This is a genomic window from Nonomuraea guangzhouensis, from assembly GCF_019396345.1.
GTDB classification, from domain to species: Bacteria; Actinomycetota; Actinomycetes; order Streptosporangiales; family Streptosporangiaceae; genus Nonomuraea; species Nonomuraea guangzhouensis.
The window spans coordinates 264,478-280,022 of the sequence record NZ_JAHKRM010000009.1; the positions used below are offsets into that span (position 1 = coordinate 264,478).

The window sequence follows — 15,545 nt, forward strand, 5'->3', positions numbered from 1 at the left end:
ATGCCCGACCAGCAGGGGGACGGCCCCCTACCCAGCGGGGTCATCCAGCTCTACGACAACTACCTGCCCTCGCTGGAGCCCGGCTCCTACGACGTGGCGGTCACCTGCGGCATGACCGGGGTCGACACCGGCGACTACTTCCAACCGGTGACGCAGGGGTTCGAGGTCCGCGCGCCGCAGTTCTTCCTCGACGCGCGCGACGTCGGCGAGATGTACCCGCCGTCCGACAGCAACGGCGAGTACGGCAGCGTCCTGCCGAGCCTGGTGCTCAACCAGCGGGTCCTGCCCTGGGAACGCCTCGCCGGCGACGGCCAACCCAAGACCGTCCCCTGGCTCGCCCTGCTCACCCTCGGCCCCGACGACGTGGTGATGGACTCAGGCGCGGGACCGACCGGCCTGCGCACCAGCACCGTGGCCCAATTCCTCACGCCCGAGGACGGCGTCGTCAAGCCCGCGATCGACCCGCCGGGCGTCGACCCCGATGTGCTCGCCGCCACCATGCAGAGCATCCTGCTGCCCACCGCCACCTTCCAGGCGCTCGCGCCACGCCTGGACGAGCTGCGCTACCTCACCCACGTCCGCCAGACCGACACCGCCGCCCAGGCAGACTCCAACGGTGCCGACGACGGCTGGTACGCCATCGTCTGGTCCAACCGGTTCCCCGACTCCTCCCTCGTGAACGGAGCCGGCACCCGCAACCTGGCCTGCCTGGTCTCCCTGGAGGGACTCACGTCGTACCTGCCGTCCGCGCCGTCACAGGAGCAGGAGCAGCAGCCCGCCGGCATCCAGCTCGCGGTCCTCACCTCCTGGACATTCGTCTCCAACCCGGCCGCCGCCGAGAACTTCGCCGACCTCGTCGAAGGATTCGTCACCCAGGAATCCGGCGATCCGGACAACCTCCTGCCACGCATCCCCCTGCCCGACAACCCGCCCGCGTCCGCCGCGCTCGACCGGCTACGCCAGGGATACCTCCCCCTGACCTTCCACACGCCCGTCGGCGAGCAGACCTTCGCCTGGTACCGAGGCCCGTTCACCCCCACCGTCGCCCAGCCCCTGCCGAACCCGTCCCGAAGCGGCACGGCCGACGACGGCGCCCACTGGAGGTCGTCGTCACAGGTGACGATCTACCTGCCCGACCAGGGCGTGTTCGACCACAGCTACGCCGCCGCCTTCGAAACCGGCCGCTCGATCGCCCTGTCCGACCGGGCATTCGCCCTCGCCCTGCTCAACGCCCGCCGCCATGCCTACACACAACTGGCCAGAATCGGCGACCGGCTGTCCACCGGCCGCTTCGACGCCGCACCCCTGTCCGAGCTCACCGACCGACACACACACCGCCGACAGTTCGCCGCACACGTCAACGCCGGCCTCGGCGACGACCTGCGACAGACCTTCGCCCGCCTGCCCGGCGGCACGACCACACCCCGCACCCCGCGACCCGACCGGCGGCGCCCGGACCCGGTCGAGGAGACCCGCGCCCTGCTCGGCCGGGACGACGTGCGGGAGATGCTCGCCCAGCAGGTCAGCGACCGCCTCGACCAGGTGACCGACTGGCTGGCCGAGCTCGCCCTGCTGCACAACGTGCCGTTCAACCATCTCGTCCCCGACGCCCGACTGCTGCCCGTCGAGTCGATCCGCTTCTTCCACATCGACCAGTCCTGGATCGACGTGCTCCTCGACGGCGCGCTGAGCATCGCCGTCCACAGCAGCCGCGACGCCGCCCTGCAAGCCGCATGGCGGGCGCCCCTGCTCGCCGCCGTCCAGGCCAAAACCGGGCAGGTACGCGCACGACGCCGCAGGCGACCCGATCTCGCCGTACCCACCGCCGGCGACCCGGCCCCCGCGAGCGCCGGCCTGCTCATCCGCTCAGCGCTGATCGCCGGCTGGCCAGGACTCGTGGTCGACGCCGACGACGGGGCCACCGCGATCCTGCGCATGGACATCCTCTCGCCGGACGTCCTGCTCGTCCTCTTCGACGCCGTACCGCAGACCGTCAGCCTCAGCGAACCCTGGCACGGCCTGCGCTTCGGAGTCGAGGACGGCGACGTGATCCAGCTCCGCAAGCCCGACGGGACACCGCTCGGACAGACCTTCCCGGCCACCGGCGGCTTCAGCCAGTACCTGCGAGCACCCGAAGGGCAGCCCGCCGAACGCGTGATCGACCTCGACCAGCTCGTCACCGCGCTCGGACAGACACCAGTCGGCGACAGCATAGGCCCCGCGCTGCTGGCCACCCAGATGGTCCAGGCACCCGAACGACTCACCTTCGCCCCGGCCACCACCCTCGGAGGTGCAGATCAATGACCGCCGTCCCACCGCTCCTGGTGCCCATCGACGTCAAAGCCCTGCTGGTCAACGACCTGGTGCGCCAGCGCGGCTTCCAACGCTGGCAGATGGACTACCAGAACCTGCCGACCTACACCAGCCCGCAGCCACCGCCGTTCAGCGGCACCGACACCTCCTGGCCGACCGACCCCTCACACAACGGCATCTACCTGCACTGGACGCTGCCCGCCACCCTGCGCCGCGGCGACCATGACACCGCGACAGGCACCACCACCTTCCCGTACGTCCCGAATCGCTGGCTCGTCGTGCGCTACAGCGGCCCCGACCCGCAGGCACGAGTCGCCACCGGCTGGGTGATCGAATCCGACTACGTCGACGTCAACGACGGCACCAGCCCCTACCTCGACCCGACCGCCTCCACCCCCACACCCACCCTGCTGGGACGCTGCCTGCCACTGAGCGGCTGGTCGGAACCGGGCTCGGACCAGCCGTTCCTGACCGCCGTCGCGCCGGGCAACATCACCTTCGCCTCCTACCAGCCGTACGTGGCGAACGTGTTCTCGATGCACGATCCGCTCACCGACGTGACCGACGGCGAGGTGCTCAGCTACCTCGTCGCCGGCTGGTACTCCCAACCATCCGCCGACGTCCTCGCGAGCTACCCGGGCGAAGGCGACTTCGCCCAATGGCTCGACACCACCCTCGGCTGGACGGTGAGCACCGACGACACCGCCACGGCGTCCTTCTACCACGGCATGGTCCACGGCCTGCCCTGGTCCACGACCGACCCCGCGAACCCGCCGAACATGCCGGCCGACACCACCCCCCGCCTCGCCGTCGGCAGCACCTCGATCGACGCCCTCACCGCGATGATCAAACAGCAGGCCCAGGAGGACAACAGCGACATCGACGCCGAACTGCTGGAAGCCTTCCAATACGACTTCCTGCGGCTGCTGGACGAACAGGACGGCCAGCAAGTGCTCGAACAACGCATCCACCAGGCGTGGTTCGGCGAGCACCCGTCCGGCTCGACCTGGGAAGTCGTCCGCACCCCCACCCACGACTCCACCGAAGCCCTCCGACACCAAGCCGAAGCCGCCCGCGCGCCGTCCTGGCTGCCGGCACTCAACACCGCACAGACCGCCTACGACAGCGCCGTCCGCGAACTCGCCGACCTCCACCGCCAGCTATACGAAACCTGGTGGAAGAGCGGCAAAGCCGCCACACTGCCGAAATATCCCGACGGAGTGACCCCGGCGCTCTTCGCCCAAGCCCTCGACCCGACCACCCAGACCAGCCTCGCAGCCACCGTCCAGAACAAACTCCACCAAATCCAAGCACTTCAGGCGCAGATCCCCTGGGGCGCCACCCCCGACGACCTACAGGCATCCATCACCGCCTACGCCACCGCGCACGACCTGCCCACCGACCGGCAACTCAAGCGCATAGAGCAACCACCACTCTGGAGCGCCAACGACCCCGTCGTCGTGATCTCCGCAACAGGATCAGCCTCAATCGCCACCGACCCCACCACCCTCGCATGCCGGCTCGCCGACCAGACCGTCACCGGCATCACCTACGACGGCACCCCCATCCACATCGCCGACATCGGAACCGGCCTGCCCTCACTCGACCTCACCGGCACCCCCCAGGTGATCCAGGCCCTCATCGACGAGTTCTTCTTCCTCGACCCCGACAACGCGACCCTCGTCGCCGCACACGCCCTCGGCACCACCGACCCAGCCGTCATCGCCGCACTGAACGAGACGATGGCCGGCTACCAGGCCGACATCGGAACCGTCCCGGCCATCCAACCCGGCCCCTGGACCCAGCCATGGTCACCCCTATGGCTGCTGTGGCAAGTGACCTACTACCCCATCGCGTACGGCAGCACCGACACACCCAACTGGACCTTCGACGGCACCCAATACACCTGGACCGGCAACGGAGCCGACACCGACAACCTCCTGCAACTCAGCGGCCAGATCTTCCTCACCCCCCAGGCCACCTTCAACATGAAAGCCCGCCTCGACCAGTACCTCAGCACCAACCCCGACGCCGACCTCACGGCCGTCGAGGACTTCGTCACCAGCGTCGACGACTGGGACTTCCTGTCACAGTCACTCACCGGCTTCGGCGCCTCGCTGACCTGCCGCGACCCCTCCAGCCTCTGGCTACCCTCCGACGGAACAACCCTCGCGCAACTCGCCACACCGGGCGCCACCGCCATGCCGATGCCGGGCCCCGCCACCCAACCGCCATTCCAAGCCTGGCCGCCCTCAGGCTTCCAACCGCTGCGCTCGGGACAGTTCGCGTTCCTGCGCGTCATGGTCGTGGACCGATTCGGCCAGTCACTGGAGATCGTCAACTCCACCACCGCCGAACAGTTCACCCCGATCATCGCCGACGGCATGATCCCGGACGACACCGTGCTCCAGCAGGAACCGTACCGCTTCGTCCAGCTCACCCCACGACTCCTCCAGCCCGGCCAGGTCAGCCTTGACTTCGTCTCGGCCACCGACGACACCCACCCCCTCGACCCAGACCTGCACAACCCACTCTGCGGCTGGCTGCTGCCCAACCACCTCGACCGCGCGATCAGCTGCTACGGCCCCACCGGCCCAGCACTCGGCGACATCCGGGTCGTCGTCGACGACACCGCCACCCGCGTCGTCGACTGGTCACCCGCCCCCGGCAGCCCGTACCCCACGATCGCATCCCTGTCCCCCGCATACCCCCACCTCGCCGCCGTCCTGACCGGCGTCCAGGCCGGCGGCCCCGCCGCGTTCGCGGAGTTCCTGCACACCATCGACACCACCCTGTGGTCCATCGACCCGGCCGGCGCCCGCGACGACCAGTTCCTGTCGGTCCTGATCGGCCGCCCACTGGCCCTCATACGCACCCGCGTGGCCCTCGAACTCGACACGACCGCCCTGACAGACCCGAGCTGGCGCTTCACCTTCACCCCCCAGCCCTCCGACCTGCCCGGATACGGATTCGACATCCGCCTCGGAGACCTGACCATGCGCCAGGACGGGCTCATCGGCTACTTCACCGGCACCGACTACACCCGCTTCGACTCGGTCGCCCCGCCACCCACCGACTCCTCCTACGTCCACCAGATCGGCCCCGGCAACTTCCTCACCCTCTGCTTCGACCCCGCCAGCACCGCGTACCTGACCATGCTCGTAGACCCCCGCGCCGCGATCCACGCCACCACCGACCTGCTACCCGTCACCTCGCTCACCCTGCCGCAGCACTACGTCAAGTCGGCACTCAGCGCCATGGCCGTGACCTTCCGCGCCGGCCCGCTACCGACCGACCTCGTAGTGCCGGCCACCGGCGACGGCACACAGATCGTCCTTCCAACGCCCGCGAGCAAGAACGGCACCTGGTCCTGGATCGAAACCGGCACCAACGGATCGCCGACCACCTACGGCGTGACCCCGGCGGACCAGGCCGCCACCCTGCCCACCGACCCACCGACCCTGCGAACCGGATGGCTCCAACTCACCACCGACCTGTCCAGCGAACCTGAGGAGACCACATGATCATCGACGCGACCAACACCACCCTGCTCGCCTACGCCGTCACCACCGACCCCGACCCGCTCCAAGTAAGCCCAGCCTCCGGAAACCCCTCCTACGGCGGGCTCACGATCGTCGTGTCCAACAACACCTCCCAGGCGATCTACTGCCGGCAGATCCAGTTCACCCTCCCCATCGGCACCCTCGCCCAAGACCTCACCAACGTCACGACAGGAATCCTCACAGCAGCCACACCAAGCGGGAACTGGCAACTCACCCAGACCTCCGACGGCGTGTTCACCGCACTACCCACCGCACCCCAGTACGAAGAGATCACCACCGACGGGCTCGTCTTCCAGATCTACAACATCGTCGTCAACCAGCAAGTCGGCACCTTCACCCTCACCGTGCAGGAAACCTCGTCACTGGACGACTCGAACTGGCAGATCCAGACCGGCACCTTCGACCTCGCGAAGTTCCCCTACGGCTTCTTCTTCGGCGACCTGGCTCCCAGCGCCCCACTCGTGCAGTACCACGAGTCAGTCGACCTCACCTGGACAGGCTCCGACGGGCCGATCTACACCATGTTCGCCGGCGGCCACGCCTACGACGTCACCGACACCAGGACCTGGACCTCATGCCGTCTCACCGGCGACACCACCTTCCTGCTCCAGGCATCCCTGCAGCAGCAGGGCGAGACCGTGACCGCCTACCAGTCGACCACGGTCATCGTCGCCGACCCGAGCCTGACCGCGACGGACCTCACCGTACTGACCACCTCCACACTCCAAGGCCCGGTAACCGTCGGCACCACCGCCCAGCAAACGTCCCTGACCGTGAACGGCACCAGCACGCTCGGCACCACGAGCACCGGCCCGCTCACCACGGCCGGCGCCACCGTGACCGGAAACCTGAACGTGAACGGCCCCAGCACGCTCAACGGAACCACCGTGAACGGCACACTGAACGGCACCAACTCGGCCTCACTCAACAACCTCACCGCGAACGGACTGTCCGCACTGTCCGGCACGGTGACCCTCCTCGGCCAAGGAAGCGTCCTCTTCGCGGGAGCCGGCATCTCGGGCGGCGTCACCTTCACCACGGACGGCTTCCTGCTGGCCCAGGTGGTCCCCCCCAGTGACAAGACCAAGTGCTCGTTCGCCACCGCCGCCATCACCACCGGAGGGATCACCTTCCAGGTGCAGGGCGGGACCGTCGGCTCCTTCGGCAGCAACTGGAGCAAGGTGATGGACTTCAACCCGAACGTGCTCACCGTGCCGGTCCAGGCGAACGTCAAGTGCTACTTCGCAGTCACCCAGTCGAGCCAGAACCAGGTGAACTCGGGCGTCCAGTTCTCGTGGTTCCCGATAGGCAAGGGCGGCTACCGCGACGAACCGACCTTCCGGATGCTGACCGAAGAAGAACTCGCCGACGCACCGCCGCCACCGATCCCGCCCACCTTCAGCGCCATGCCCAACGGAGACGAGGAGGCGTCGGCGGCCTTCGTCGACCGACTGGCGGAGGCACTGGGGGCCGGCCTGCCGGACGAGACCCGGGCCGACCTCGCCCTGCTGCTGCGCCGACTGTGAGGCCGGGCGCGGTGGACCAGCGCTCAGGCGAACCGCCTCAGCGGGGACATGCTCTGCTGTAGTACTCGCCTTCCCACGGCGCGGACGAGCCGATGGCGGGCCCGCGCGCACCCGTGCTTCCCAGCTCACCACACGGGGCGCCGACCCGCCGTGCTCCGGATCGTTGGGGGTTTGTTGATTGGGAGTGGTGTGTTTTGCAAAAAGCCCCCGCCTTTACAATGTAGATTTCTTACCGGATTGCTGGAAAAGGATTGGACCGGATGATGATCGGGCTTGTAGCTTGCAGCTGACCGTGACGCCGCCCGAGGAGGTGAGACCCATGAACGCTGTATCGATGTGGGTGCTCCCCCTTCCCGTCACGGCCGGGCGATTGACGTAGGTGTCGCCGGGAGCGCCTCGCCAACAAGGCACTCCCGAAAGGCAACACACATGCACTCTCAGCAGGTCACCGCCGAGCCGCCGTCGAACGACAGTGTCGAGCCCCTCATCTTCGATGTGATCATTGCCGGGTGCGGACCGACCGGTGCGATGCTGGCCGCCGAACTGCGGCTGCACGATGTGCGGGTACTCGTTCTGGAGAAGGAGACCGAGCCCACGTCGTTCGTCCGCATAGTCGGTCTGCATATTCGCAGTCTCGAGCTGATGGCGATGCGCGGACTGCTGGATCGCCTGCTCCAGCATGGAAGACAGCGTCCGGCCGCCGGTTTCTTCGCCGCCATCCCCAAACCCGCGCCCAAGGGCCTGGATTCCGCATACGCCTATCTGCTGGGTATCAAGCAGCCGACCATCGAACGTCTCCTCGAAGAACATGCGACCGAACTTGGTGCGCAGGTCCGGCGCGGTTGCGCGGTCGCCGGTTTCGAGCAGGACGACGAGGGTGTGACCGTCGAGCTGGCCGACGGGGAACAGCTGCGTTCGCGCTACCTCGTCGGCTGCGACGGCGCGCGCAGTACGGTACGCAAACGGCTCGGCGTCGGCTTCCCCGGCGAGCCCTCACGGAACGACACGCTCATGGGCGAGATGAAAGTGGGTGTGCCGCAGGAGGAGATCGCCGCCAAGGTGACCGAAATCAGCGGGACCCATCAGCGATTCTGGCTCCGGCCCTTCGGCGAAGGGGTCTACAGCGTCGTGGTCCCCGCGGCGGGAGTCAGCGATCGCGCGGAACCGCCCACCCTCGAGGATTTCCAGCAAGAGCTGCGCACCATCGCCGGAACCGATTTCGGCGTCCACTCCCCGCGCTGGATGTCCCGCTTCGGCGATGCCACCCGGCTGGCCGAACGTTATCGGGTCGGGCGGGTGCTGCTGGCCGGCGATGCGGCACATATCCATCCACCCACCGGCGGACAGGGCCTCAACCTGGGCGTTCAGGACGCGGTCAACCTCGGCTGGAAACTGGCCGCACAGATCCGCGGCTGGGCGCCGGAAACACTGCTGGACACCTACCACGCCGAACGGCATCCGGTCGCCGAGGACGTGCTGGACAACACCCGCGCCCAGATGGAACTGCACTCCCCCGAACCGGGCCCGCAGGCCGTACGCAGGCTGCTCACCGAACTGATGGACTTCGACGAGGTGAACCGCCACCTGATCGAGAAGATCACCGCGATCGGCATCCGCTACGACTTCGGCGCAGGCCCCGACCTGCTCGGCCGCCGCCTGCGCGACATCGACGTGAAACAGGGCAACCTCTACGGTCTGCTGCATCGCGGCCGCGGCCTGCTGCTGGACCGCACCGAACGCCTGACCCTCGGCGGCTGGTCAGACCGGGTCGATTACCTCGCGGATCCCACTGCGGCACTGGATGTTCCGTGCGTCCTGCTACGCCCCGACGGCCACGTCGCCTGGATCGGCGACGATCAGCAGGACCTGGACGACCAGCTCTCCCGCTGGTTCGGCAAGCCCGCCGACTGATGTCGCCTGAGCAACCGAAAAGGCCCATGAGGATGATCGGACCGGCCAGCAGCGTCCGCGCGTTCGCATAACGAGGCGGTCCGCTGCGCGCGGTGGCCTTGCCCGCCACCGCGCGCAGCGCGGCGGCGGTTTTCACGGCCGGGGCACGAATCCGCTGCTGAGGGCGTCGAACAGGCGCTCCAGGCGGGCGCGGTGGTCGTCTGCGATGGTGTCGGCCGGTTCTCCGGCGATCAGGAGCCGGGCGGTCTCCACCAGTACGGCGGCGTAGCCGGCGATGAAGAAGGCGGCGAGCAGCGGGGCGTCGCCGTCGAAGGCCGGGTCGTGTTCGAGCTCGCCGGCCAGGGTCTGCTGGAGGTCGGAGGCGATCTCCCTGGTGCGGGCGACCAGCGCGGGCGAGGCGGCGACGGTCCGGAAGAAGGGGACGGAGTCGTCCTTGAGGCCGGACAGGGCGTGCCGCTCCTCGAAGAGACGGAACGCCGTATCGCGCAGGGACTGGAGCACGCCGACATCCGGGGCGCGGTCGCGTACCGCTGAGCGCAGGAGCCCGACGGCGTCGACCTCGCGGTCCAGCAGGAGGTCTTCCTTGCGCGGGAAGTGCTTGAAGACCGTCACGGCCGAGACCCCGGCCTCCCGCGCGACCTCGGTGACCGTGACCGTGTCGAAGCCGCGTTCGAGGAACAGCCGGGTCGCGACCTCTGAGATCTTCGCGCGCGTCCGCGGTCCGCCTCGCGCTCCGGTCCTGGGCATTCCGGCTCCACTTCCTTGTGTCACTTAACTTAGTCGCATAACCTAGTCGTATGTCCTTCGAACAGACACCCATCATTGTCGCCGGAGCGGGCCCCAGCGGGCCGCGCGCCACCGCGACCGCGTCCCGTGCGGGGATGGAGGTGACCGGCCCACGTGAGCGGCCGGATCGCCCCGTGCCCGGCCGCACCGAACAGGGTCCCCGCCAGGATCACGACCTGAAGGCGGCCCGCCATGAATGAGATGGCCGCGGGCCGGCCAGGTCGCACTCCCCGGTCGCTGCGGGAGGCGTGGGTCGCGTTGGCGGGGCTGTCGGCGGTGTTCCTCTTCGAGATGCTGGACAACTCGATCCTGAACGTCGCTCTGCCCGTGATCGGACGCGAGCTGCACGCCTCCACGACCGCGTTGCAGTGGGTGACGGGCGCCTATGCGGTCGTGTTCGGCGGGTTGATGCTGGCGTTCGGCGCGATCGCCGATCGGTTCGGCCGGCGGCGGATCATGCTGATCGGGCTGGTCCTGCTCGCCGTGGCGAGCCTGGCGACCGCCGTGGTCACCACCGCCGGGCAACTGATCGCCGTCCGGGCGACGATGGGGATCGCCGCGGCGATGACGACCCCGGGATCGATGGCGCTGGCGTTCCGGCTGTTCGACGAGGACGGCCTGCGTGTGCGCGCGCTGACCCTCATCTCGACCGTCGGCCTGGTCGGGCTCGCGATCGGCCCGACGGCGGGCGGCCTGGTGCTGGCGATCGCGCCCTGGCAGGTCCTGCTGCTGGTGAACGCGCCGATCGCGGTGCTCGCGTTCCTCGGCGTACGGTCCGGCGTCGCCGCCGACGACCCGTCCGGCCTCCACCGCGACCCCCTCGACGTCCTCGGGATGCTGCTGGGCACGGCGACGATCGTGCTCGCGCTGCTCGCGCCGACGCTGTTCGTGAACGAGGGCGCCGGCTCCTGGGCGCCCTGGGCGGCCACCGCCGCGGCCGCCGTGACGGCGATCTGCTTCGTCCTGCGCCAGCGCCTGGCCCGCCATCCGCTGCTCGACCTGAAGCTCCTCACCCTCCCCCTGGTCTCCAGCGGCCTGGCCTACAAGGCCGCCGCCGGACTGGCGACCGCCGGACTCGGTTACCTGGTGACGCTGCAGTTGCAGCTCGACTGGGGCTGGACGCCCGCACTGGCCGCCATCGGGATGCTGCCGCAGGTCGTCGTCCTCATCGCGGGCAGCGCGTTCGTCGATCCGTTCGTGCGGCGCGTCGGCCTGGACCGGGCCGCATGGATCAGCACCTCGGCGGTCGTGTCCGGCCTCGCCGTCTACGGCCTGCTCGGCCGGTTCGGCTACCTGTGGGTCGCGATCGCGCTCGTCCTGGTGGCTGCCGGGATGCGCGTGGTCGGCGTCGTCGCCGGGTTCAACGTGGTCCGCGGCCTGCCCGAGAACCGGACCACCATCGGCACCGCGCTCGTCGACACTGCCACCGAGGTCACCTCCGGCGTCGGCATCGCCGTCACCGGCACCATCCTGGCCACCCTGTTCACCGGCGACATCGCCACCTCCCACTGGAGCCCGCAGCAGACCGGCGAGTTCCACCAGGCCGTCACCATCGCGGGCCTCACCCTCACCACCGTCGCGGCGGCCCTCGTCGGCTGGGGGATCGCCCGCACCCGGTACGCCGCCGGCGACCAGGCGGCCGCCCCCATCGACGACACCGTCCCCCAGGACGCCTGACACCCCCCACCGGCGAAGGCCCCACGGCACTGCGGAGTGCCGAGCAGCACTCCATTCGCCGGTGCACCTCCCTTTCTCCGAACCGATTTCAAGGAGCACACATGCCGATCACCCTCCGACCGGGCAGCACTGTGATGTTCACCGGCGATTCGATCACCGGCTGCAGAGCGAAGACGGCCTCGGGTTCGGCCACCCGCTGCGCATCGCGGGCGAGGAGTTCGAAGCCGGTTATAACCGCCCGCTCGCGCCCCTCGCCGAGATGGGCACGGAGCTGATCCTCATCGAGCCGTTCCTCCTGCCGATCCACGGCGTCGTCCAGGCCGTGCGGGAGCTCGCCGACAAGTAGCCGCCAAACCGCCTCCGAGCTGTGGACTTCATTGATAAGGGGAATCGGGCCGGCCAGTGCTCGGCGAACGCCTCGTGAAGATCCAGGCGGTCGGGGGTGGTGAGGTGCTGGCGGATCGGTCGCCATAGTGACGACGTGGGTTTCGGCCCTCGGAGTGTCCAGGGCCGACGCTGCGGCGGCACGTGGCGATCTTCGCGGGCGCCGGGTCCGGCAAGACCGTGGCAACGACCCGCCCGCCGATCCGGCGACGCTCCTCACCCCGGCTCAGGGCAAGAGAGCCAGGATCTCCGTGATCAGCTTCATCGGCCTCGTCAACGAGGAGCAGCGGCAGGGGTTCGTCAACCGGCTCCAGATGGCGCTGTTCTCCTGATTCACACGCAACCCCGCCAACCAGCGGCCGCGCGGCGTGCACAACCACATCCCCAGCAACGCGACCACGCAGTTCGTGGGCTCCCTCGGGAGCCTGACGCAGATCAAGGCGGCCCGGGGCTTCGCCCGCGGCCAGAGCGGCGGGGACCTGACCGACATCAGGGCATTGCGTACCGGCCAGTTCTACCTCGCCATCGAGGCAGTGCCCTTCCGGAAGATCCGGACCTCGATGTGCCTGAGCCACCATGCTCAGGGGCCGCTGACCGAGGAGGAGGTCATCGAACGCGCCTGCCGCTCGATGTGACGTGACCGAGGCGTCCTACTGCGTTGGTTGACGGCGCGTACGTGAATCGGTGGAGGCGGTTTCCACCCTGCGGCTGACGCCCTGACCGTCCGGTTCCGGATACCTTCGCCGAGATTAGTTCCGTCTTATACGCGGAGGGTCTCGTGTCCCGGTATCGCTGGTTATGCGTCTTGCCGTTGATCGCATCCGGGACGGTGGTGGGCCTGACGCCCGCCATCGCGTACGCCGCCACCCCCTGCGCGGCCGCCGACCTGTATGCCAAGCGGGTCGTGGCACCGGCGCCGGCGAGCGCCGGGGCGAGGTTCGGGGCGACGGCGGCGAGCGGGGACTTCAACAAGGACGGCTACACCGACGTGGCGGTGGGGGCGCCGAACGATACCGTGGGCGGGCTGACCGGCGGCAGCGTGACGGTGTTCAAGGGGTCTGCCGGCGGCCTGGTGACGCCGGGGACGCGACTCACGCAGGCCAACGGGGGCGGCGGCGTCGAGGCAGGCGACCGGTTCGGGGCGGCGCTGGCCGTGGGCGACTTCAACAAGGACGGGTACGCGGACCTGGCCGTGAGCGCGCCGGGCGAGGCGGTCGGGTCGGCGGCCGGCGCGGGCTCGGTGTCGGTGTTCGCGGGCGGCTCGGGCGGGCTGTCGAGCGGCAAGTGGTACGGGCAGTCGACCGGCGGCGGCGGTGACGAGGCCGGGGACAACTTCGGCGCGGCCCTGGCGGCCGGGGACATGAACGGCGACGGCTACGCCGACCTGGCGATCGGGGTGCCCGGGGAGGTGCCGTACCAGGAGACGGCCAAGGGCGGCTCGATCTACGTCTACAAGGGCTCCGCGAGCGGCGTGGTGGCCGGGTGGACGGCCAAGCAGGAGGACGCGGGCGGCTCGACCGAGGCGGGCGACCGGTTCGGGGCCTCGCTGGCGGCAGGCAACATCACCGGCAGCGGGCACGCCGACCTGGTGGTGGGCGCGCCCGCGGAGGCTCCGGGCTCGGACCCGGCGGGCAGCGGCGGCATTTACGTCATTCCGGGCGCGGCGGCGGGGAAGGCGGCCGGGTTCGGGCTGACGCAAGCGGGCAACGGCGGCGGGAACGAGGCCGACGACAACTTCGGCGCGGCCCTGGCCGTCGGCAACTTCGACAAGGACGGGTACGCGGACCTGGCCGTGGGCGTGCCGGGCGAGGCGCCGGGCGCGGAGGCGAAGGCGGGCGCGCTCGTGGTCTTCCCTGGGGCGGCGACCAAGCTGGGCACGGCGTACTGGATCCACGAGAACGCCGGCGCGGAGCCGCTGACGGCGGGTGACCGGTTCGGCGCGGCGCTGGCGACCGGGGACGCCGACCACGACGGGTACGCGGACCTGATCGTCGGCGCTCCGGGCAAGCCCTATGGCGCGGCGGGGGCCGGCGTGGCGTTCCTGTTCAGGGGCGCGCCGCGCGTGGCGAACTCGACGGTGAGCCTCACGACGGGCCGCCGCCTCACGCAGGTGGACGCGGGCGACGTCAACGAGGGCGGCGACAACTTCGGCTCGGCCGTCGCGCTGGGCGACGTCAACGGCGACGGCAACGCCGAGGCCGTGATCGGCGCGGCCGGGGAGGGCCCGAGCGGGCAACCGGCCTCGGGCACGGCCGTCGCTCTGTCGAAGCTGGTCAGGCCCGTGACGGGCACCGTGCCGCGCGAGGACTACGCGGCGACGACCGTGCTGCAGGCTTCGCCGCTGCCGAGCGCGACGGCGGGCAGGATCGAGTACGCCTACACCAACAACATCCGTGAACTGGTGTGGGGACACCAGCTCGACCCCGGCAACTTCGACTCGGTGCAGTGGACCGTGGTCGGCGGCCTGCAGGCCTACAGCGGGCAGCCCGCGCTGGGCGAGCAGGGCGACGGCCGGCTGACCCTCGCCGCGCACAACGCCGCAGGCCCGGTCTGGGCCACGGCGCAGGTCACCAAGGACCCGGCCGTCTTCGGCGACTGGCAGCCGGGTGGCGTCGCGATGGGCTCCGGCGTGGCGATCGGCCACCTGGAGGACGGCAGGCCGGTGGCGTTCGCGGTGGACACCGGGGGCGTGCTGTGGGCGTTGCCGCAGACCGCGGCGACCGGCCCGTACACCTCCTGGATCAGCCTCGGGATCGCCGGGCTGGCGGGCACGCCGGCGGTGACGACGGTCAGCGGCGGGATCCGCGTGTTCGTCACCGACACCAGCGGGGTCCTGCGGACGATGGTGTACGCGGGCGGCGCGGTCACCGGCTGCACCGGCATCAGCGACCCCGGTGCCACCGCCACGCCCGCGGTCGTGACGTACCCGGGCAGCAAGAGCCGCTTGTTCGTGCGGGGCGGCGACGGGACGATCCTGACCAAGGTGCAGGACGACGGCGGCGCCTTCCCCGCCGCCTGGCAGCAGGTGCCGGGCTTCAGCTCGGCGGGCGCTCCGTCGGCGGTGGTCAGCCCGCTGACCGGCAAGACGGAGATCGTCGCGCGGGGCCTGGACGGCTTCATCTACAGCACCGGTGAGACCGTGCAGGGCTCGGGGGTGTGGCGAGACTGGAAGCAGGTGACGTTCGCGCCGGTCACGGCGGCCACCGACCCGACCGCGTTCCAGGTGACCAACGACAACGGCCGGACCTGGGTGTTCGTCTTCCGCGATCTGGACAACCTGTTCCACGCCTATCAGGTGCCGATCACGCTCGCCAAGACCCTGGCGGAGGACGACGCGGTCGCGTTCGAGCGTCACGACCTGCCCGCTCCCCCGAGGCGGTAGCCG

The 15,545-nt window shown here is 69.8% G+C and carries 11 protein-coding genes; 10 read left to right on the plus strand and 1 reads right to left on the minus strand.

The window, feature by feature from the left end:
- The 4 genes from KME78_RS20470 (at window position 1) to rox (ending at window position 9,313) form a co-directional block, all read left to right on the plus strand.
- Window positions 1-2,304 (plus strand): hypothetical protein, encoded by a 2,304-nt coding sequence (locus KME78_RS20470; protein ID WP_219530689.1) that lies wholly within the window; start codon window positions 1-3, stop codon window positions 2,302-2,304.
- Window positions 2,301-5,837, plus strand: a complete 3,537-nt coding sequence (locus tag KME78_RS20475; protein ID WP_219530690.1) for a hypothetical protein — start codon at window positions 2,301-2,303, stop codon at window positions 5,835-5,837. The genes KME78_RS20470 and KME78_RS20475 overlap by 4 nt, the downstream gene beginning before the upstream one ends.
- Window positions 5,834-7,402 carry a hypothetical protein gene (locus tag KME78_RS20480; protein WP_219530691.1) on the plus strand — a complete coding sequence of 523 codons (1,569 nt, stop codon included), beginning with the start codon at window positions 5,834-5,836 and terminating at the stop codon, window positions 7,400-7,402. The genes KME78_RS20475 and KME78_RS20480 overlap by 4 nt, the downstream gene beginning before the upstream one ends.
- A gap of 486 nt (window positions 7,403-7,888) precedes the next feature.
- Window positions 7,889-9,313 (plus strand): rifampin monooxygenase, encoded by a 1,425-nt coding sequence (gene rox, locus KME78_RS20485; protein WP_219530865.1) that lies wholly within the window; start codon window positions 7,889-7,891, stop codon window positions 9,311-9,313.
- Window positions 9,314-9,445: 132 nt separating this feature from the next.
- On the opposite strand, the gene KME78_RS20490 is transcribed toward rox, so the two are convergent.
- On the minus strand, window positions 9,446-10,060 hold the full coding sequence (locus KME78_RS20490; protein WP_219530692.1) for a TetR/AcrR family transcriptional regulator: 615 nt from the start codon (window positions 10,058-10,060) through the stop codon (window positions 9,446-9,448).
- A 50-nt stretch (window positions 10,061-10,110) separates the two neighbouring features.
- Here KME78_RS20490 and KME78_RS20495 point away from each other — a divergent pair, with 50 nt between their 5' ends.
- From KME78_RS20495 to KME78_RS20520, 6 genes are all read left to right on the plus strand, one after another.
- Window positions 10,111-10,299: a hypothetical protein gene (locus KME78_RS20495; RefSeq protein WP_219530693.1), complete on the plus strand. Its 189-nt coding sequence runs from the start codon at window positions 10,111-10,113 to the stop codon at window positions 10,297-10,299.
- Window positions 10,292-11,776, plus strand: coding sequence for an MFS transporter (locus tag KME78_RS20500; protein ID WP_246651468.1), 1,485 nt, complete (start codon window positions 10,292-10,294; stop codon window positions 11,774-11,776). The genes KME78_RS20495 and KME78_RS20500 overlap by 8 nt, the downstream gene beginning before the upstream one ends.
- A 61-nt stretch (window positions 11,777-11,837) precedes the next feature.
- Window positions 11,838-12,122, plus strand: a complete 285-nt coding sequence (locus KME78_RS20505; protein WP_219530694.1) for a hypothetical protein — start codon at window positions 11,838-11,840, stop codon at window positions 12,120-12,122.
- Window positions 12,123-12,249: 127 nt separating this feature from the next.
- Window positions 12,250-12,492, plus strand: coding sequence for a hypothetical protein (locus tag KME78_RS20510; RefSeq protein ID WP_219530695.1), 243 nt, complete (start codon window positions 12,250-12,252; stop codon window positions 12,490-12,492).
- 36 nt (window positions 12,493-12,528) lie between these two features.
- Window positions 12,529-12,795: a hypothetical protein gene (locus KME78_RS20515; protein WP_219530696.1), complete on the plus strand. Its 267-nt coding sequence runs from the start codon at window positions 12,529-12,531 to the stop codon at window positions 12,793-12,795.
- Window positions 12,796-12,965: 170 nt separating this feature from the next.
- Window positions 12,966-15,542 carry a DUF8189 domain-containing protein gene (locus KME78_RS20520; protein ID WP_219530697.1) on the plus strand — a complete coding sequence of 859 codons (2,577 nt, stop codon included), beginning with the start codon at window positions 12,966-12,968 and terminating at the stop codon, window positions 15,540-15,542.
- The last annotated feature ends 3 nt before the right edge of the window (window positions 15,543-15,545 follow it).